The sequence below is a fragment of the Mycobacterium montefiorense genome, assembly GCF_003112775.1.
Classification (GTDB): Bacteria; Actinomycetota; Actinomycetes; order Mycobacteriales; family Mycobacteriaceae; genus Mycobacterium; species Mycobacterium montefiorense.
Genome location: NZ_BFCH01000048.1, coordinates 175,800 through 194,758 on the forward strand (window position 1 = coordinate 175,800; position 18,959 = coordinate 194,758).

Annotated in this window: 17 protein-coding genes and 1 tRNA gene; 12 read left to right on the top strand and 6 right to left on the bottom strand. The window is 66.8% G+C overall.

Going from position 1 to position 18,959, the window contains the following annotated elements; translation table 11 throughout:
- Positions 1-32: 32 nt before the first annotated feature.
- From DB708_RS26695 to DB708_RS26705, 3 genes are read right to left on the bottom strand one after another with little or no spacing between them, the layout of a single operon-like run.
- Positions 33-395, bottom strand: a complete 363-nt coding sequence (locus tag DB708_RS26695) for a DUF4226 domain-containing protein (protein WP_108926452.1) — start codon at positions 393-395, stop codon at positions 33-35.
- A 15-nt stretch (positions 396-410) separates the two neighbouring features.
- Entirely contained in the window at positions 411-1,235 is an 825-nt protein-coding gene (locus DB708_RS26700) for a C40 family peptidase (protein WP_108926453.1), read from the bottom strand.
- The gene (locus DB708_RS26705; protein WP_108926454.1) at positions 1,232-2,020 is read right to left on the bottom strand and encodes a helix-turn-helix domain-containing protein; all 789 of its coding nucleotides are present in this window, start codon (positions 2,018-2,020) and stop codon (positions 1,232-1,234) included. Before DB708_RS26705 ends, DB708_RS26700 begins: the two co-directional genes overlap by 4 nt.
- 144 nt (positions 2,021-2,164) lie before the next feature.
- Here DB708_RS26705 and DB708_RS26710 point away from each other — a divergent pair, with 144 nt between their 5' ends.
- From DB708_RS26710 to DB708_RS26730, 5 genes are all read left to right on the top strand, one after another.
- Positions 2,165-2,581: a WhiB family transcriptional regulator gene (locus DB708_RS26710; protein ID WP_108926455.1), complete on the top strand. Its 417-nt coding sequence runs from the start codon at positions 2,165-2,167 to the stop codon at positions 2,579-2,581.
- Between the two features lie 91 nt (positions 2,582-2,672).
- Positions 2,673-3,959, top strand: coding sequence for an acyl-CoA dehydrogenase family protein (locus DB708_RS26715; protein ID WP_108926456.1), 1,287 nt, complete (start codon positions 2,673-2,675; stop codon positions 3,957-3,959).
- A gap of 54 nt (positions 3,960-4,013) precedes the next feature.
- Positions 4,014-4,994 (top strand): pirin family protein, encoded by a 981-nt coding sequence (locus tag DB708_RS26720; RefSeq protein WP_108926457.1) that lies wholly within the window; start codon positions 4,014-4,016, stop codon positions 4,992-4,994.
- Positions 4,991-5,332: a GNAT family N-acetyltransferase gene (locus tag DB708_RS26725; RefSeq protein ID WP_108926458.1), complete on the top strand. Its 342-nt coding sequence runs from the start codon at positions 4,991-4,993 to the stop codon at positions 5,330-5,332. The genes DB708_RS26720 and DB708_RS26725 overlap by 4 nt, the downstream gene beginning before the upstream one ends.
- A gap of 385 nt (positions 5,333-5,717) precedes the next feature.
- Entirely contained in the window at positions 5,718-7,088 is a 1,371-nt protein-coding gene (locus DB708_RS26730; protein WP_108926459.1) for a PPE family protein, SVP subgroup, read from the top strand.
- A 12-nt stretch (positions 7,089-7,100) separates the two neighbouring features.
- On the opposite strand, the gene DB708_RS26735 is transcribed toward DB708_RS26730, so the two are convergent.
- Both DB708_RS26735 and DB708_RS26740 read right to left on the bottom strand, forming a co-directional pair.
- Positions 7,101-7,991 (bottom strand): SCO6745 family protein, encoded by an 891-nt coding sequence (locus DB708_RS26735; protein WP_108926460.1) that lies wholly within the window; start codon positions 7,989-7,991, stop codon positions 7,101-7,103.
- Positions 7,992-8,111: 120 nt separating this feature from the next.
- Positions 8,112-8,197, bottom strand: a tRNA-Leu gene (locus tag DB708_RS26740).
- A 254-nt stretch (positions 8,198-8,451) separates the two neighbouring features.
- Between DB708_RS26740 and DB708_RS26745 the strand changes: the two genes are divergently transcribed.
- From DB708_RS26745 to pknB, 7 genes are all read left to right on the top strand, one after another.
- Entirely contained in the window at positions 8,452-10,119 is a 1,668-nt protein-coding gene (locus tag DB708_RS26745; protein WP_108926461.1) for a DUF3662 and FHA domain-containing protein, read from the top strand.
- Positions 10,120-10,228: 109 nt separating this feature from the next.
- The gene (locus DB708_RS26750; RefSeq protein WP_025738168.1) at positions 10,229-10,696 is read left to right on the top strand and encodes an FHA domain-containing protein FhaB/FipA; all 468 of its coding nucleotides are present in this window, start codon (positions 10,229-10,231) and stop codon (positions 10,694-10,696) included.
- Positions 10,693-12,207: a PP2C family protein-serine/threonine phosphatase gene (locus DB708_RS26755; RefSeq protein ID WP_108926462.1), complete on the top strand. Its 1,515-nt coding sequence runs from the start codon at positions 10,693-10,695 to the stop codon at positions 12,205-12,207. The genes DB708_RS26750 and DB708_RS26755 overlap by 4 nt, the downstream gene beginning before the upstream one ends.
- Positions 12,204-13,613, top strand: coding sequence for an FtsW/RodA/SpoVE family cell cycle protein (locus tag DB708_RS26760; RefSeq protein ID WP_108926463.1), 1,410 nt, complete (start codon positions 12,204-12,206; stop codon positions 13,611-13,613). The genes DB708_RS26755 and DB708_RS26760 overlap by 4 nt, the downstream gene beginning before the upstream one ends.
- Positions 13,610-15,088 (top strand): D,D-transpeptidase PbpA, encoded by a 1,479-nt coding sequence (gene pbpA, locus DB708_RS26765; RefSeq protein WP_108926464.1) that lies wholly within the window; start codon positions 13,610-13,612, stop codon positions 15,086-15,088. Before DB708_RS26760 ends, pbpA begins: the two co-directional genes overlap by 4 nt.
- Positions 15,085-16,398 carry a serine/threonine-protein kinase gene (locus DB708_RS26770; RefSeq protein ID WP_108926465.1) on the top strand — a complete coding sequence of 438 codons (1,314 nt, stop codon included), beginning with the start codon at positions 15,085-15,087 and terminating at the stop codon, positions 16,396-16,398. The genes pbpA and DB708_RS26770 overlap by 4 nt, the downstream gene beginning before the upstream one ends.
- Positions 16,395-18,272: a Stk1 family PASTA domain-containing Ser/Thr kinase gene (gene pknB / locus DB708_RS26775; RefSeq protein ID WP_108926466.1), complete on the top strand. Its 1,878-nt coding sequence runs from the start codon at positions 16,395-16,397 to the stop codon at positions 18,270-18,272. The genes DB708_RS26770 and pknB overlap by 4 nt, the downstream gene beginning before the upstream one ends.
- On the opposite strand, the gene DB708_RS26780 is transcribed toward pknB, so the two are convergent.
- Positions 18,250-18,936, bottom strand: a complete 687-nt coding sequence (locus DB708_RS26780) for an aminodeoxychorismate/anthranilate synthase component II (RefSeq protein WP_108926467.1) — start codon at positions 18,934-18,936, stop codon at positions 18,250-18,252. The two genes, pknB and DB708_RS26780, sit on opposite strands and share 23 nt — an antisense overlap.
- Positions 18,937-18,959: the final 23 nt, after the last annotated feature.

Genomic DNA, 18,959 nt, shown 5'->3' on the forward strand with positions numbered 1-18,959 from the left:
CCACGGATGGGCTGTGGGTGGATGTCGTCGCGCTAGCCCGCTGATACGCGGTACTGCTCCCGCAGGCTTTCCAGCACAGCCGTTTTCACCCGATCAAGCTCGTGGGCGTCAGCGACGACCGCCGCGATCTCACGTTGTTTGGCGACCAGAAACTTCTGAAACTCACGCGCTCCCATAGCAGTATCGACGCCCAGGCTCGCCTGATGCACAACAGCGCGCTCGATGTCGTCGGCGATCGCGTCCAGGCGCCTGATGCTCTCCCGAATCGCGGCATTTGCACTGGCCACCACATCCATCAGCATCCGGTCTGCCTCGGCGACCGAGCCGTGCTGAGTCGCCATCGCTGACTGCCGCTCCGTAATGGCGGCTAGCGAGGGGCCGGCTTGTTCCGACATACGTTCAACCTAATCTCATATCGGGCGGCGTATCGCGACGTAGTTACCCAGCTGGCTGATCCGCACCGAGGCACCCGAATAGGGTGCTTCGACGACGAGATTGTTGCCGATCGCCAGCTGCACGTGTCCCGTGTGCGGGAAGACGAGATCGCCGGGCCTGACTTGCGAACGGGGCACCGGGATTCCGTCGTTGATCTGTTGGTACGTGGTGCGGTCCAGATGGATTCCGGCCTGGGCGTAGGACCACTGGACCAGTCCGGAACAGTCGAATTGATCGGGCCCGGTGGCGCCCCAGACATAGGGACGACCCAGTCGGGATAGCGCCGCGCGCACCGCAATTCCGGCGCGACTGCTCGGCGGTGGCAGCCGCAGTCCGGCCAATCCCGGACCGCGGTGGTGCAGCATCCGGTACCGCAGTGCCCGCAGCGCCGCCGAATGCCGTCGCGCGCGTACCCGGGCAGCCATCACGTGTGCCCGTTGTGCGCGCAATCTCGCGACCCGGCGGCGGATGGCCTCCCGCTGGGCCATCGGCGTGATCGGGGGAGCGGCCGCGTCGGCGCGGGCCTCGTCGAGGACGTTCCCGGTCAGCTCGCGTGCCTGCGCCCGATCCCGGTGTGCGCCGGCGATGACGCCGGCCGCGGCGGCATCGGTGCGCGCTGCCGAGCGCAGCGTTTCATGGCTTCGATTTAGCAGGGTTCGGTAATAGTCTTGTCCTACAAGGCTATTCAGTGCGATGGTGCGGTTCGACACGCGGTAGGGCGCGTCCAGCGTTGGCTGTTCGGTGCTTCCGGCGAACAATTGATGTGCGCGGTTCAACACCTCGATGTCGCTGTCGGTCATCGGTCCCCCTCGCCGCCGCCCTGATCTGTGCCGTCTTCGTCGGTCGAATCCATCGCGTCGGCGAACGCACGAACGCGGGGGAGTGCTCCCGCGGGGATCACCCCGCGGTTGCGGATGTCCCACATTTCGTCACTACTCACGCCCAACAGCGCCGCGATAATCGCGTCAGGTAGCGGCGACTGCGCACAGGCCTGGTCGAAACGAGCGCTCAAGCTGGTCGGCATCCGCTTCAACAGCGCGCTGCGCGTTTCCTCGAGGGCCTCCAGATGCTGCATCAGCCGGTCGGTCGAATCCGCGCCGGCGTTCACCGCTACCCGCCACGAGCTGGCCGCGAGCATCTCTGCCTTCACGCACTGCGCGATCACAGAGAGAATATACGTCTCATATTCGTTTGATGTCGTCGCCGGCAGTCGATCGATGACGGATTTGAGGGCATCGAGTTGAGCTTCGGCGTAACCTTCCAGCACATCGGTGTCGCTGTGGCGGTCGACCACCACCGCGCCGGTTCGTGGCCCAGGCATCGTTTCGGGGGGCTGCGCGGCGATCACTCGGGCCAGCTCGGCGTCCGGATCGGCAGCCACCAACAACCGCGAATAGGTGCCCGGTGGCAGGCCCAAGCCGTTTTCGACCTTCTGAACTGTACTTTTATGCGGTTTGCGGGCACCGCGCTCCAAATAGCTCAGCCCCATGATGCTGACGCCGGTCGCGGCAGCAAGCTCCGCTAGGGACCAATCGTGCGACTCACGCAATGCACGGATAGCCGCACCTGCCGATTCACGGCTCACCCGCGGGCTCCGGCCATAGGCCGGATATTACACAGCCCCGGCAGTATCGCTATGCATATACGTTTTTATCTCGTTTCTCTTGCGCGGCGAGCAGCATCGGATATACGCTTTTGCCTACGTTTCATCCCAAGCAAGGAGACTGACATGGGACACCCGTGCGCAACCGACCCGGAGCTGTGGTTCGGCTACCCCGACGATGACAGTGGTGACGGCGCTGCCAAAGCTCGCGCCTACGAGCGATCGGCCACCGAGGCACGGATCCAGTGCTTACGCCGCTGTCCGTTGGCGCAACAGCGGCGGTGCGCCCAGTACGCGATCGCGCACCGGGAGGAATACGGAGTCTGGGCCGGCGTCAAGCTCCCCGGTGGGCAGTACCGGAAGCGCGACCAGCTGGCTCGCGCCCACGACGTCTTGCGACGCATCGCCGCCGGCGAGATCAACTCCCGGCAGCTTCCCGAGAACACCGCGTTGTTGGCACGCAGCGAGCACGAGCTCATCCTGACGCCCGCGGTGGTGCTGCACCTGCCGATCGCACAGGTTGGCCCGCGGTCGGCAGCCTGACCGGCCGCTGCGCCCGTGAACGTTTGTTCACCCAATCGACGGGGTAGTCGATCGCGACGGGATATCAGACCGTCGACCCAGAGGTGTATCCATGACGTTCGACCTGACACCGACGGCGGCGCAGCACGACCTCGCCCGTCGCACCCACGAGTTCGCCGAGTCGGTGATACGTCCGGTCGCGCTGGAATACGACCGGCGGCAGGAGTTTCCCTGGCCAGTCCTCGAGGAGGCGGCCGAACGCGGCTTCTATAGCCCGCTGTTTTACCGCGATCTGATCGGCGATCCCACCGGCCTGTCGCTGCCGATGTTCATGGAAGAGCTGTTCTGGGGTTGCGCCGGAATCGGCCTGGCGATTGTGATGCCGGCGCTGGCGCTTTCGGCGATCGGCCAGGCCGCGTCACCGGAGCAGATGCTGCAGTGGGCGCCCGAATGTTTCGGCACCCCAGGCGATCTCAAGCTCGCCGCGCTCGCGATTTCTGAGCCCGAGGGCGGCAGCGACGTACGCAATCTGCGCACCCGGGCCCGCCGCGACGGTGACGACTGGATCATCGACGGCCACAAGATGTGGATCGGCAACGGCGGCATAGCCAACGTGCACGTGGTCAACGCCGTGGTCGACGAGGAACTCGGCCACCGCGGTCAAGCCCTCTTCGTGGTGCCGGGCGGCAGCCCCGGACTGGAACTGGTGCGCAAGCTCGAACACAAGCTCGCAAAGGCCCGCGAGGTCATCGCGGGTGCACAGCGCTCCGGCTCGGCAACGCTGGGCACCTTCGAGCAGACCCGCCCGATGGTCGCCTCCCAGGCGATCGGCATTGCGCGCGCGGCATTGGAGTACGCGACGGCGTATGCCACCGAGCGGGAAGCATTCGGCGGACCGATCATCGACAACCAGGGCATCGCGTTCCCACTGGCAGACCTGGCGACACAGATCGACGCCGCCCGGCTGTTGACCTGGCGGGCCTCCTGGATGGCGGCCAACGAAGTCGCCTTCGAGCGGGGAGAGGGCTCGATGGCAAAGCTCGCCGCCAGCGAGGTCGCGATCAAGGCCACCGAACGCGCGATCCAGACAATGGGCGGCTGGGGCTACATCACCGACCACCCAGTCGAGAAATGGTATCGAGATGCCAAGCTGTACACCATCTTTGAGGGCACCAGCGAGATCCAACGGATGGTCATCTCGAACGCGCTGGGCGCCGCCGTGGGTACCCCGCCGCTGCACGTCGTGCTCGAGCCGACCGGCGGACCGCTGAACCGGATCTTCGGCCGGGGCGCCCCGCTGCGTTCGCGCGCCGCCGACGCCGCGCTGTCGGTTAAGGATCGGATCCCCGAGCCGATCATGCGCGTGGCCATGCGGGCGCTGCGGCCGCCGGGCAGGTAGGTCAGCGGCCGCGGGTACGGTCGGCGGTGTCACGCCCGCGACGAAGGGTGCACGGTGAGCAATCTCGAGACCGCCCCGGCCGAAGTCGCCTGCAGCGCTTCCCGGGTTGTGGGTATAGAGGTGCTACAGCCGCGAGAAGTTCCGCTGGGTGGCCCGCGAGCCATCCGGGTGCGGCGCACCCTGCCGCAACGACAGCGCTCGCTGATCGGAGCGTGGTGTTTCATCGACCACTACGGCTCCGCCACTGCGCGGATGGACGTTCCCCCTCATCCGCATACGGGATTACAAACGGTGAGCTGGCTGTTCAGTGGGGAAGTGGAACACCGTGACAGCGCAGGCGTGCACGCCCTGGTCCGGCCCGGCGAGTTGAATCTGATGACAGCGGGCGCGGGGATTTGCCATTCCGAGGTGTCGGTCGAATCGGACACCGTGCTGCATGGAGTCCAGCTGTGGGTCGCCTTGCCGGACTCCGATCGCCACACCGGACGCGGCTTCGCTCACTATGTGCCCGAGCCGATCTCACTTCCCGGCGCGGTGGCGCGGGTGTTTCTCGGCCAGCTGGCCGGCAGCCGTTCTCCGGTGCAGACGTTCTCGCCGCTGCTGGGTGCCCAGATCGATCTCGCCGCCAACGCTGAGCTGAGCCTCGACATCGACCCGGCATTCGAACATGGCGTGCTGTGCGATGTGGGCGTGGTCGCGATCAGCGGAACGGCGCTGGCGGCCGCCCAGCTCGGCTACCAAGGCCCAGGCAATGCCGCACTGCAGCTGCGTAATGTTGGAGACCGTCCGGCGCGGGTAATGCTGTTGGGGGGCGCCCCGTTCACCGAAGAGCTGCTGATGTGGTGGAACTTCGTCGGGCGCAACCACGACGAAATCGTCGGCTACCGCCGGCTTTGGGAAGATGCCGACGCGCGCTTCGGCGCAGTCGAGGGCTACCGGGGCTCCGTCACACGACTGGCCGCCCCGCCGCTGCCGACCACCCGGCTGCGGCCACGACCAATACCGCACGGACCGCAAGGAAAGGGATCCACATGACAACCGATAAAACCGGTGCAGAGACCACCGTCACCGAGGGACACCAGACATACACGATTGCCGTGGAGGGCAAGACCGTCGGCCACGCCGACTACGCAGACCGCGGCGACCAGCGTGTTTTCTATCACACCGTCGTCGATCCCGACTTCGGTGGCCGCGGCCTGGCCACCATCCTGGTCGAGGGGGCGCTGAACGGGGCACGCGAGGCCGGCAAACGCGTCGTCCCGGTCTGCTCAATGGTCGAGACGGTGCTCAAGAAGCACCCCGAGTTCGACGCCATCACCGACCCAGCAACCGCCGAGGTCAGGGGCTGGGCGCTGACCCAGCCCAGCAGCTAAGCACTCGTCGGCCGACGGCAAGTCCTGTGCCGCCGTCGTCTCGCCAGAGTCGTGTACCCGACGTTCGCCGAGCAAAGCAACTCGGAAGCGATCTGCCGCCCTCCCGCGAAGCGCGCCGATTTTCGCGCCGCGGGGCCGGTTCCGGAGTCTGCGACTAATTGCCCCGTCGCATGCCTTAACGTGTCTTAGCAGGACAGCTGGGTAATTGGGTACTCCCAGCAACACGGATCCTGGGCTGTTGGGCGGGAGTTGTCGTTTCGGCACGGCGACTAATGATCGCCGCAAGCAAAACAGCCAGCACAGGTTCCCAGGCGCTGACGGTAGCCTCGTTCGTTTGCCGTCAACCGGGTCGTCGGCTGGCGGTCATCTTTACCGGAGGGAACGCATGGACTTCGCATCATTGCCGCCGGAGATCAACTCCGCGCGCATCTATGCAGGCCCTGGCTCCGGACCTCTGCTGGCCGCGGCATCCGCGTGGGAGGCGCTGGCCGCCGAGCTGGGCTCGACCGCCAGCTCGTACCAGTCAGCGATTGACGACCTGACCGCCGGGCCCTGGCTGGGCCCCGCCGCGGCGACCATGGCTGCCGCGGCCGCCCCGTACGTCTGGTGGCTGAGGACCACCTCAGAACAGGCCGAGCAGGCCGCCAACCACGCCATTCTGGCGGCGGCTGCCTATGAAGCCGCGTTTGCCGAAACGGTGCCCCCGCCGGTTGTCGCGGCCAACCGCAGCCTGCTGGCCGCGCTGATCGCATCGAATTTCCTCGGGCAGAACACCTCGGCGATCGCGACCACCGAAGCGCAGTACGCCGAGATGTGGGCCCAAGACACCGGCGCGATGCAGAGCTACGCATCGTCTTCCGCGTCAGCGACCCGACTGGAACCACTCTCCTCGCCGCCGTCGAACACCAGCTCCAGCGGAGCCGCGGATCAAGCCGCCGCGGTCAACGCGGCCGCCGACACCGCCGCGGGCGATGCGCAGGGTGCCGTGTCGTCGCTTCAGCAGACCTTCGCCGCGGTGCCCGGCGCGCTGACCACCCTCGCGGCCCCGGACGTGGGCTTCCCGGGGTTTGGCGGGCGGGACCTGCTAGGCCTGCTCGCCGACCTCAGCGCGGTTTTTCTCGATCCTGAATTCGGGGCAACCAGCCTTGGTGTCGACACCGCACTGGGGACCACAGCTCTTCCCTACGACGTGGGCGGTTACTACACCGGTGTGCACACCGACGACATCGTCAGCGGCTGGGCGGGCGTACAGACCTGGCCCGGCAACCTACCCGCACCGCCGGCGTCATTTCCGGTGCTCACCAATCCGGCGTCGATGGTTACCGGAGGTTTCAACCAAGCGAATCCGATCGGGCGGTTGTCGGTCCCGCCGGCATGGTCGGCCGCGGCCCCCGAGCTACGCGCCCTGGCGACGGCGCTCCCGGCTGCGACCGCGGGCGCTGCCGCGCAAGCAACCGGCTCCAGCGCGGGAAGTCTCTTCAGCCAGATGGCGCTGGCGAGCATGGCCGGGCGTGCCATGGCCGGCACCGGCGGAGGTGGTGGCGCCGGACGCCAGGAGCGGATCGGGTTGCCCGGGCGTAAGTCGAAGGACGCACCGCCGGCCGAGGCAGCCGAGGTGCCGCCGATTCCAGTGGGCGGCCCGATCACCAGCATCGCCGCCGAGCTCCGTGAGTTGGCCTCGCTGCGTGACGCGGGGATTCTCACCCAAGACGAATTCGTCGAGCAAAAGCAGCGCCTGCTGCCTCGTGATCCGTAGCGCCAGACCTCGCTAGTCGCCCAAATGCGCGCTGGCGTCGTGTAATTCATGGCGGCGCAATGCCATTGGCGTGACGGACAGGACATCGCCGCCTTCGACCACTGCCCGGGTGATCGGCGTGAGTGCCTGGAACAGCGCCTCGGCCTCGTCGTCGCTGAGCGCCTCGAGCGCCAACAGGCCGAGCGCGTCGGTGCTCGATTCGACGTGGTCCTTGAGGTCGCGGCCGGCCGCGGTGAGCGAGCCGTCGGAGTCCAGCAGCCCACGCTTGGCCAGCCGTTGTTCGTGGTGATGCCATTCGGTGTCGTCGTAGTCGCGGGTGCGCGCGATGTAGTCCCGCGGGACGCAGTCGGCCGCGGCGTGCAACACGTTGGACTCCCGGCCCGAGATGCCGGCGGCGGTCAAGACCGCCGCGTGGCCATCGCCGCGCTGCTCACGCAACAGCGTGGTGGCGTGCCACAGCGCGGCCAGCGGATCGTCCGGCCACGGCAGCGCACGGTTGGCGGCGAACAGCGGTCGCCCGTCGACGTTGGCCCCGCGCGCAGCCTTTGCAGCTAATTCCGCTGCGGCACTGACGTTTTCATCTTCTTTCAAGCCGTAACGGCGCAGCGCCGCGACCGCCGAGGGCTGGCGGGTCCGCAACGCAGCCTCCGGACCGGCGATCTGCCACGCCGCCGGCAGAGCCTTAGCGACGCGTTGGGGGGCAAAGTTGTGAAAGATTGCGGTCACCAGCTCCGGCGGTGCCATTCCCAGCGGGGCGGACCGGGCCGCGAAGTAGCCCATCCAGAAACCTCGGTACCCCAGCTCGTCGAGTGCCGCCCGCGCCTCCGGCGCGAAGTATGTCACCGCATGCACCGGCTCGAAGCGATCATAGAAGCGTCGCGCCAGCTCTGGTTTTCTGCGCACGCCTGCAGTTAAGCACCGCGGCCGGGCGCGGCCAATCCCGGTCCCGTGGATGGGAATTAACGAAGGCCACGACCCCTCGTAGAGTTCGTGGCATTGCGGCTGCGGTTCACCGAACCCGCCTGGTGGGCGAAGGGGGACTTGAACCCCCACGTCCCGAAGGACACTGGCACCTGAAGCCAGCGCGTCTGCCATTCCGCCACTCGCCCGGGGAAACAACCGATGGACCATATCACTGTATAGCCATTCGCCCTAACCGCGCCCACGGCCGACGGAGCCCGCTCAGTGCCCGCCCACCTCGTACTCGGACCGGCCTTGACCTGCATAGATGCAATTCTCAGGATTCTCACGGTGCCGCAGCGTCGCGGTGTCCCGATACCATGCATGAGTGATACGACAGGCGGGCGAATCGTTTGCCTTGCGCCGGCGATACACCGCGACAGGTGCGGGCGAGCGCTGAGGCATGGGTAGCCAACGGGGGCTCGCGGCACGGATCGAGCGCAGGCTCGAGTCGACCGTCGGCGACACATTTGCGCGAATGTTCGGCGGATCCATTGTCCCGCAAGAGGTTGAGGCGCTGTTACGCCGCGAAGCCGAGGACGGCCTGCGGCCGCTTCGGGGAAATCACCTTTTGGCGCCCAACGAATACGTCATTACCCTCGGTATGCACGACTTCGAGAAGGTGGGCACCGATCCGGATCTGACGTCGGTCGCTTTCGCTAGATACCTGGCCGACTATATCCATGAACAGGGGTGGGAAACGTATGGTGATGTCGTCGTTCGGTTTGAGCAGTTGCCGAACCTGCATACCGGACAGTTTCGCGCCCGCGGTGCTGTCAACCCCGATGTCGAGCCCCGCCCGACGGTTAACGATCCCGCCCGGCCACAATCAAACCAGGCGTTCAGCGGAGAACCAGGAGTACCACCAATGACTGACAACTCGAGCTACCGCGGTCAGGGGCAGGGGCGTCCCGGCGACGAGTACTACGACGAGCGGTACGCGCGTCCGCAAGATGATCAGCGCGGCGGCCAGGAGCCGCAGGGCGGACCCGACGCGCGCGGCGGCTACCCGCCGCAGGGCGGCGGCTACCAACCACCTCGGCCTGCTGACCAGGGTGGCTACCAAGAACAGCGCGGGGGCTACCCCGAGCAGGGTGGCTATCCGCAGCAGGGTGGCGGCTACCCCGAGCAAGGCGGTTATCCGCAGCAGGGTGGATACCCCGGCCAGGGCGGCTACCAAGACCAGGGTCGCGGCTACCCCGACCAGGGGCAAGGCGGCTACCCGCCGTCGTATGAGCAGCGTCCGCCAGCCGGCGGTGGCCACGGCGGCCCGGGATACGACCAGGGTGGCCAGGGTTACGACCAGGGCTACCGCCAGGGCGGCGGCTACGGCCAGCCCGGCGGCGGTCAACAGGGCGGCGGCCAGCAGGGCTACGGCGGCGGCTACGCAGAGTACGGTCGCGGGCCTGCTCGTCCCGAGGAGAGCGGCGGCTACCCGCCGGCCCAGGGCGCGCCCGAACAGCAACGCCCGTCCTACCCCGACCAGGGCGGCGGATACGACCAGGGTTATCAGCAGGGCGGTCAGGGTTACGGCCAGCAGGAGTACGGCGGCGGGGACTACACCCAATACGCGGAGAACGTTCCGGCCGGTGGATATGGCCCTCAGGGCGGCGGTGCGTACCCCGAGACCGCTCACCGCGACTACGAGTACGGGCAGCAGCAGGCCGAGTACGCGCCGCAGCCCGAGTACGGGCAGCAGCCTGAGTACGGGCAGCAGGCGGACTACGGCCAACAGGGCGGCGGTGGATACGGCGGTTACGGGCAGGGCGGTCATGGCGCTGCCGGAACTGCGGTCACGCTGCAGCTCGACGACGGCAGCGGCCGGACCTACCAGCTGCGCGAAGGTTCCAACATTGTCGGTCGCGGACAAGACGCCCAATTCCGGCTGCCCGACACTGGGGTGTCGCGCCGCCACCTGGAAATCCGCTGGGACGGACAGGTTGCGCTGTTATCCGACCTCAACTCCACGAACGGCACGACCGTGAACAACGCGCCGATACAGGAGTGGCAGTTGGCCGATGGCGACGTGATCCGTTTGGGCCACTCGGAGATCATCGTTCGGATCCACTGAACGCACCGGGCACAAGCTGCCGTGCTTCGCCCCGCGTCGACCGCCCTCCAAGTATCGTGACGTTGCTTGGTTTCACGAGGTGCGGCGCCAGGACGGAAAGGACGCCCAGATGCAGGGACTGGTACTGCAGCTGACGCGTGCCGGATTCTTAATGCTGTTATGGGTATTCATCTGGTCTGTTCTCCGGATCTTGAAAACTGACATCTACGCACCAACCGGTGCGGTCATGGTGCGCCGAGGTTTGGTGTTGCGCGGCACGTTGCTGCCATCCCGCCAGCGTCGCCATGCCGCCCGCTATCTGGTGGTGACCGAGGGGGCGTTGGCAGGTGCACGCATCACGCTCAGCGGGCAGCCTGTGTTGATCGGACGTGCCGACGACTCGACGCTGGTGCTGACCGACGACTATGCCTCGACGCGGCATGCCCGGCTGTCTCAGCGCGGCTCGGAATGGTACGTCGAGGATCTAGGATCGACCAACGGCACTTACCTTGACAGGGCGAAGGTGACCACTGCGGTACGAGTTCCAATCGGAACGCCGATCCGGATCGGCAAGACGGCAATCGAGTTGCGCCCGTGACCCTGGTTCTGCGATATGCCGCCCGCAGCGATCGCGGCCTGGTACGCGCCAACAACGAAGACTCGGTCTATGCCGGCGCGCGGCTTCTGGCCCTGGCCGACGGCATGGGCGGCCACGCCGCCGGTGAGGTGGCCTCCCAGCTGGTGATCGCCGCGCTGGCTCACCTCGACGACGACGAGCCCGGTGGCGACCTGCTCGCCAAGCTCGATTCGGCTGTGCGCTCCGGTAACTCAGCCATCGCCGCACAAGTGGAGATGGAGCCCGACCTCGAGGGAATGGGCACCACGCTGACCGCAATCCTGTTCGCGGGCAACCGTCTTGGATTGGTGCACATCGGAGACTCGCGTGGTTACCTGATGCGCGATGGCGAGCTGGCCCAGATCACCAAGGACGACACCTTCGTCCAAACCTTGGTCGACGAGGGACGGATTACGAAAGAAGAGGCCCACAGCCACCCGCAGCGATCGCTGATCATGCGGGCGCTGACCGGCCACGAGGTCGAGCCCACCTTGACCATGCGCGAAGCGCGCGCCGGCGATCGCTACCTGCTCTGCTCGGACGGGCTGTCCGATCCAGTCAGCGACGAAACTATCGCCGAGGCCCTGCAGATTCCCGATGTCGCCGAAAGTGCTTACCGTCTAATCGAATTGGCGTTGCGCGGCGGCGGTCCCGACAATGTGACGGTCGTGGTCGCCGATGTCGTCGACTACGACTACGGCCAGACCCAGCCGATTCTGGCCGGTGCGGTATCCGGCGAAGAAGACCACTTGACGCTGCCCAACACCTCGGCGGGCCGGGCTTCTGCCATCGGGCCCCGTAAAGAGGCTGCTAAACGCGTTGTGCAACAAGAGGAACCGGCTACCCGGGCGCGGTGGGCATGGCGGCGGACGTTCATGGTCGTCACTCTGGTGGTACTGCTCGCGCTCACCGGCCTTGCCATCGGGCGGGGCATCATTCGCAGCAACTACTACGTCGCCGAACACAACGGCATGGTGTCAATCATGAAGGGGATTCAAGGGTCGCTGCTGGGCATGTCCCTGCACGAGCCTTACTTGGTGGGCTGTCTCAACGCGCGCAACGACTTATCGATCATCAGCTACAGCCAAGCCGGTGGTCACCTGGACTGCCGGCTGATGCAATTGGGAGACCTGCGCCCTGCCGCACGCGCGCAGGTACTGGCCGGGCTTCCCGCCGGGACTCTCGATGAGGCCGAATCACAGTTGAAGGAATTGTCGGCCAACAACTTGCTGCCGCCCTGCCCACCGCCACGGGCGACCTCACCGCCCGGGTCTTTGACCCCGGCGACCAGCGGCACGACACCGCCGAGCGCCACAGCGCCCCCCACTCCTTCCAGCGGCCCCCCGGCCAACAGCACCGCACCGAGCACCACCCCCGCAAGCACCCCTCCAGCAGCGCCGGCGCCGACGTCGCCCGCGACCACCACTCAGACGGTGACTGCGCTCCCGCCACTCCCACCTCAGCCGGGCATCGACTGCCGGGCGGCTGCATGACCACTCAGGTCCAGCCCCCGGTCGCGGTCACGCCGCCGCTGCCTACTCGGCGCAACTCCGAGCTGCTGCTGTTGTGCTTCGCCGCGGTGATCACCGTCGCCGCGTTGCTGATCGTCGACGCCAACCAGGGCCGCGGTCTGCGTTGGGGCCTGACCGGCTACGCGCTGGCCTTCCTTGCCGTGTTCGGCAGTGCACACCTGGCCATTAGGCGCTTTGCGCCCTATACCGACCCGCTGCTGCTGCCAATGGTGGCGCTGCTCAACGGACTTGGCTTGGTCATGATCCACCGGCTCGACCTTGTCGGTAACGAGCTCAGCGGTCGACATCATCCCAGCGCGACCCAGCAGCTGCTGTGGACCTTGGTCAGTGTTGCCGCATTCGCGCTCGTGGTCACCTTCCTCAAAGACCACCGACAACTCGCGCGCTACGGCTACATCTTCGGCCTTACCGGACTGGTCTTCTTGGCAATCCCGGCCCTGCTGCCGTCGTCGCTGTCCGAGCAGAACGGCGCTAAGATCTGGATTCGCCTGCCGGGCTTCTCAATTCAGCCCGCCGAGTTCTCCAAGATTCTGCTGCTGATCTTCTTCTCCGCGGTGCTGGTCGCCAAACGCGGCTTGTTCACCAGCGTCGGCAAGCATCTGATGGGCATGACGCTGCCGCGCCCGCGAGACCTCGCGCCGCTATTGGCGGCCTGGGTGATCTCGATCGGCGTCATGGTCTTCGAAAAGGACCTCGGCACTTCGCTACTGCTCTACGCGTCGTTTCTGGTGGTGGTCTATCTGGCCACCCAGCGCTTCAGTTGGGTGGTCATCGGGCTGGCTTTATTCGGCGCGGGAAGCGTTGCCGCATACTACATTTTCGCGCATGTACGTGTTCGCGTGCAGATGTGGTGGGATCCGTTCTCCGACCCCGACGGCAGCGGCTACCAAATCGTGCAATCGCTGTTCAGCTTTGCCACCGGAGGCATCTTCGGCACCGGGCTAGGCAACGGTCAGCCCGATACTGTGCCGGCCGCGTCCACCGACTTCATCATCGCGGCGTTCGGCGAAGAGCTCGGATTGGTCGGGTTGGCCAGCCTCCTGATGCTGTACACCATCGTCATCGTCCGGGGCCTGCGCACCGCGATCGCGACACGCGACAGCTTCGGCAAGCTGCTGGCCGCGGGTCTGGCGTCGACACTGGCGATCCAACTGTTCATCGTCGTCGGCGGCGTCACCCAGCTCATTCCCCTGACCGGACTGACCACACCATGGATGTCCTACGGCGGATCCTCGCTACTGGCGAACTACATACTGTTGGCCATCCTGGCGCGCATCTCGCATAGCGCCCGGCGCCCGCTGCGAGACCGCGCCCGCGCCACGGCGCCGATCGCGGCAGCCGGCACCGAGGTGATTGAGCGGGTATGAACACCTCACTCCGTCGCATCTCGGTGACCGTGATGGCCTTGATCGTCCTGCTGCTTCTCAACGCCACCATGACGCAGGTATTCGCCGCCGACGGGCTGCGAGCCGACCCACGCAACCAGCGGGTCCTCCTCGACGAATACTCGCGCCAGCGCGGCCAGATCATCGCGGGCGGCCAGCTGCTGGCCTACTCGGTGGCCACCGACAGCCGATTCCGTTTCCTGCGGGTGTACCCTAACCCCGCGGTGTACGCGCCGCTGACCGGCTTCTATTCGTTGCGGTATTCCAGTTCCGGTTTGGAACGAGCTGAAGACTCACTGCTGAACGGCTCCGACGAGCGGCTGTTCGGGCGGCGGCTGGCCGACTTCTTCACCGGCCGCGATCCGCGCGGTGGCAACGTCGACACCACGATCAACCCGCGTATGCAGCAGGCCGGCTGGGACGCGATGCAGCAGGGTTGCGGCGGGCCGCCGTGCAAGGGCGCGGTGGTGGCGCTGGAGCCGTCCACCGGCAAAATTCTGGCCATGGTGTCGTCGCCGTCTTATGACCCCAACCTGCTGTCCTCGCACGATCCCGAGGTGCAGGCGGTGGCGTGGCAGCGACTGCGCGACGACCCGGACAGCCCGCTCACCAACCGTGCGATCTCAGAGACCTACCCACCCGGTTCGACCTTCAAGGTGATCACCACCGCGGCAGCGCTGCAGGCCGGCGCCACCGACAACGAGCAGTTGACGGCCGCGCCCACGATCCCCCTGCCCAACAGCACGGCCACTCTGCAGAACTACGGCGGCACCCCGTGCGGCGACCAGCCAACCGTGTCGCTGAGCCAAGCCTTCGCCAAGTCGTGCAACACCGCATTTGTCCAGCTAGGCATGCTCACCGGGGCCCAAGCCCTGCGCAGCATGGCGCATTCGTTCGGACTGGACAGCAGCCCGAGTGTGATTCCGCTGCAGGTCGCCGAATCGACGGTTGGGATAATCGCGGATGCCGCCGCTCTCGGGATGACCAGCATCGGGCAGAAGGACGTGGCGCTGACCCCGCTGCAGAACGCGCAGATCGCCGCCACCATCGCGGACGGCGGCGTGACGATGCAGCCGTACCTGGTCGAAAGCGTCAAAGGACCGGACTTGGCCAACATCAGCACAACAGCGCCCTATCAGCAACGTCGCGCGGTATCGCCGCAGATCGCCGCTAAGCTGACAGAGCTCATGGTCGGCGCCGAGAAGGCCGCGCAGCAGAAAGGGGCCATTCCCGGCGTGCAGATCGCATCAAAAACCGGTACCGCAGAGCATGGCACCGACCCGCGCAACACACCGCCGCACGCGTGGTACATCGCATTCGCGCCCGCGCAGGCGCCCAAGGTCGCCGTGGCCGTCCTCGTGGAGAATGGTGCCGGCCGCCTTTCCGCGACCGGCGGTGCGCTCGCCGCACCGATCGGGCGGGCCGTCATCCAGTCCGCACTGCAGGGGGGCCCATGAGCCCACGAGTTGGTGTGACACTGTCGGGCAGGTACCGACTGCAACGCCTGATCGCCACCGGCGGCATGGGCCAGGTCTGGGAGGCCGTGGACAGCCGGCTGGGCCGGCGGGTCGCCGTCAAGGTGCTCAAGGCGGAGTTCTCCCAGGACTCCGAGTTCATTGAGCGGTTCCGCGCCGAGGCGCGTACCACCGCGATGCTTAACCACCCCGGGATCGCAGCCGTACACGACTACGGCGAAAGCCAGATGGACGGCGAGGGGCGCACCGCCTACCTGGTGATGGAGCTCGTCAACGGTGAGCCGCTGAACTCGGTGCTCAAGCGCACCGGCCGGCTGTCGCTGCGGCATGCACTGGACCTGCTCGAACAGACCGGGCGCGCGCTGCAAATTGCGCACGCCGCCGGGCTGGTGCACCGCGACGTCAAGCCGGGAAACATCTTGATCACCCCGACCGGGCAGGTGAAGATCACCGACTTCGGTATCGCCAAGGCCGTCGACGCGGCACCGGTGACCCAGACCGGCATGGTGATGGGCACCGCCCAATACATCGCGCCCGAGCAGGCGCTGGGCCATGACGCGACACCGTCCAGTGATGTCTATTCGCTGGGAGTTGTTGGCTACGAAGTGGTTTCAGGCAAGCGTCCGTTCACCGGTGACGGCGCGCTGACGGTGGCGATGAAGCACATCAAGGAGCCGCCGCCACCGCTGCCTCCAGAATTGCCGCCTAACGTCCGCGAACTCATCGAGATCACGCTGGTCAAGAACCCCGGCATGCGCTACCGCAGTGGTGGGCCGTTCGCGGACGCCGTGGCCGCGGTACGGGCCGGCCGGCGCCCACCGCGGCCCAGTCAGTCACCACCGCCGGGACGAGCCTCGCCGGCGTCCATTCCGTCGGGAGCGCAGACCAGGACGACCACCGCGCCCAGTGCCCGCACTGCGGCACCGCGCCGATCGCGGCCGGCCACGAATAGTCATCGTCCGGCGCCCGCCCGCCGTACCTTTTCGTCGGGACAGCGTGCGCTGCTGTGGGCCGCCGGGGTGCTGGGCGCGCTCGCGATCATCATCGCGGTGCTGATCGTGATCAACTCCCGCGACGACACCCAGCAGCAGCCTGTGCCCCCGACGGTCACCGACACCGGGCCGCCACCGGCGAGCAAGACCCCCACCAGTTCCGGCCCGAGTTTGCGACTCGATTGGACGGGACCGCCGGCGATGAGTAATTCTGGATTCCACAGCAGGCCACCCGAACTGAGCTGGGCCAACCCCTTAGCGCCCAGCCTGTCGACGGCCCAATACGAGACACCGCAATGACCACCCCTCAGCACCTGTCCGACCGTTACGAACTGGGCGACATCCTCGGTTTCGGGGGGATGTCCGAGGTTCACCTGGCTCGCGACGTCCGCCTGCACCGCGACGTCGCGGTCAAGGTGCTGCGCGCCGATCTGGCCCGCGACCCGAGTTTCTATTTGCGCTTCCGTCGCGAGGCGCAAAACGCCGCCGCGCTGAATCACCCGGCGATCGTCGCGGTCTACGACACCGGCGAGGCGGAGACCCCCGCCGGTCCGCTGCCCTACATCGTGATGGAGTACGTCGACGGTGTCACGCTGCGCGACATCGTGCACAACGACGGGCCGCTGCCGCCGCGGCGCGCGATCGAGATCATCGCCGACGCCTGCCAGGCCCTGAACTTCAGCCACCAGACCGGCATCATCCACCGCGACGTCAAGCCGGCGAACATCATGATCAGCACGACCAATGCGGTCAAGGTGATGGACTTCGGCATCGCCCGGGCGATCGCCGACAGCGGCAACAGCGTCACCCAGACAGCGGCCGTGATCGGGACGGCGCAGTATCTCTCGCCGGAGCAAGCCCGTGGCGATTCCGTCGACGCCCGCTCCGATGTCTACTCGCTGGGCTGTGTGCTTTACGAAATCCTCACGGGCGAGCCACCTTTCACCGGAGACTCGCCGGTTTCGGTTGCCTACCAACATGTCCGCGAAGACCCGGTGCCGCCGTCGACGCGGCACCCGGGTATCTCCGCCGAGCTCGACGCCGTCGTGCTCAAGGCGCTGGCCAAGAACCCGGACAACCGCTATCAGACCGCCGCCGAGATGCGCGCCGACCTGGTTCGCGTGCACAACGGTGAGGCCCCCGAAGCACCCAAGGTGCTCACCGACGCCGAGCGGACCTCGCTGATGGCGACGGGCCCGGGCCATGGGAGTGGACGCTTGGACCCGCTGCCTCGGCAGCGCCTCAGCGACACCGACCCCGATCGGATGGGCGGCCCGGTCGGTCGCTGGGTCGTCGCCGTCGCCGTGCTCGCGGTGCTGACGATCGTCGTCGTCATCGGGTTCAACACGTTCGGTGGCTCGACCCGCGACGTTGAAGTTCCAGATATGCGCGGCCAGGTTTCCGCGGATGCCGTTGCGGCCCTGCAGAATCGAGGCTTCAAGACCCGCACGCTGCAGACGCCTGATTCGGCGATCCCGCCCGATCACGTGATCAGTACCGATCCCGGCGCCAACGCCTCGGTGGCCGCCGGCGACGAGATCACCATCAACGTGTCGACCGGGCCCGAACAACGCGAAGTGCCTGACGTGTCCTCGCTGAGTTACTCCGACGCGGTGAGCAAGCTGAAGGCAGCCGGGTTCACCAAGTTCAAGCAGGCGAACTCGCCGTCGACGCCGGAGCTGCTGGGCAAGGTGATCGGGACCAACCCGCCGGCGAATCAGACGTCGGCGATCACCAACGTGGTCACCGTGATCGTCGGATCGGGACCCGAGACCAAGCAGGTTCCCGATGTCGCGGGCCAGACCGTCGACATCGCGCAGAAGAACCTGACGGTCTACGGCTTCACCAAGATCACCCAGGCGGCGGTGGACAGCGCCCGGCCGGCCGGTGAGGTCATCGGCACCAATCCGCCCAAGGGCCAGACGGTTCCGGTGGACTCGATCATCGAGCTGCAGGTGTCCAAGGGCAATCAGTTCGTGATGCCCGATCTGTCCGGCATGTTCTGGACCGACGCCGAACCACGGTTACGCGCGCTGGGCTGGACGGGGGTGCTGGACAAGGGCGCCGACATCGACGCCGGTGGCTCCCAGGCCCACAAGGTGGTGTATCAGAACCCGCCGGCCGGTACCGGAGTCAACCGGGACGGCATCATCACGCTGAGGTTCGGTCAGTAGCCGCCGGGTCGGCAGGGAAATACGGCCGCACCGCGGAGCGAACCTCGTTCTCTAGCCGGCGGATCAGGGTGTCGTCCCGCGACCATCCGCACACCGCCAGCCAGTTGGCCAGCATTCGGTGCCCACCCTCGGTGAGGATCGACTCCGGATGGAACTGGACGCCGTGGATCGGCAATTCCGTGTGGCGCACGGCCATGATCACTCCGGTGCGGGTGTGCGCTGTCACCTCGAGCACGTCGGGCAGCGACTCCGGCAGGATCGTCAGCGAGTGATAGCGAGTCGCCGTGAACGGATCCGGAAGTCCTTGCAGCACACCGACACTAGTGTGGTGGACGCTGCTGGTTTTGCCATGCAGCAACTCGGGTGCACGGTCGACGGTCGCGCCGAAGGCGACCCCGATGGCCTGGTGACCGAGGCAGACGCCGAGTAGCGGGGTGGCCGCCGCGGCGCAGGCGCGGACCAGGTCGATCGATGCGCCCGCGCGTTCCGGGGTGCCCGGGCCGGGGCTGAGCAAAACGCCGTCGAACTGCACGGCGATGGCGGCTTCGTCGGCGAGCCGGGCGTCGTCGTTGCGCCACACGTCTGCCTCGACTCCGAGTTGCCCCAGGTATTGCACGAGGTTGAACACGAAGCTGTCGTAGTTGTCGACAACCAGGATCCGCATCGTGTCAGGTTACCGCCCGGGCG

Coding starts and splice junctions, on each gene's coding strand:
- DB708_RS26745 (WP_108926461.1), top strand. CDS start 8,452: ATGGGTAGCCAACGGGGGCTCGCGGCACGGATCGAGCGCAGGCTCGAG.
- DB708_RS26725 (WP_108926458.1), top strand. CDS start 4,991: ATGACAACCGATAAAACCGGTGCAGAGACCACCGTCACCGAGGGACAC.
- DB708_RS26715 (WP_108926456.1), top strand. CDS start 2,673: ATGACGTTCGACCTGACACCGACGGCGGCGCAGCACGACCTCGCCCGT.
- DB708_RS26730 (WP_108926459.1), top strand. CDS start 5,718: ATGGACTTCGCATCATTGCCGCCGGAGATCAACTCCGCGCGCATCTAT.
- DB708_RS26700 (WP_108926453.1), bottom strand. CDS start 1,235: ATGACCGACAGCGACATCGAGGTGTTGAACCGCGCACATCAATTGTTC.
- DB708_RS26710 (WP_108926455.1), top strand. CDS start 2,165: ATGGGACACCCGTGCGCAACCGACCCGGAGCTGTGGTTCGGCTACCCC.
- DB708_RS26780 (WP_108926467.1), bottom strand. CDS start 18,936: ATGCGGATCCTGGTTGTCGACAACTACGACAGCTTCGTGTTCAACCTC.
- DB708_RS26760 (WP_108926463.1), top strand. CDS start 12,204: ATGACCACTCAGGTCCAGCCCCCGGTCGCGGTCACGCCGCCGCTGCCT.
- pknB (WP_108926466.1), top strand. CDS start 16,395: ATGACCACCCCTCAGCACCTGTCCGACCGTTACGAACTGGGCGACATC.
- pbpA (WP_108926464.1), top strand. CDS start 13,610: ATGAACACCTCACTCCGTCGCATCTCGGTGACCGTGATGGCCTTGATC.
- DB708_RS26695 (WP_108926452.1), bottom strand. CDS start 395: ATGTCGGAACAAGCCGGCCCCTCGCTAGCCGCCATTACGGAGCGGCAG.
- DB708_RS26770 (WP_108926465.1), top strand. CDS start 15,085: ATGAGCCCACGAGTTGGTGTGACACTGTCGGGCAGGTACCGACTGCAA.
- DB708_RS26750 (WP_025738168.1), top strand. CDS start 10,229: ATGCAGGGACTGGTACTGCAGCTGACGCGTGCCGGATTCTTAATGCTG.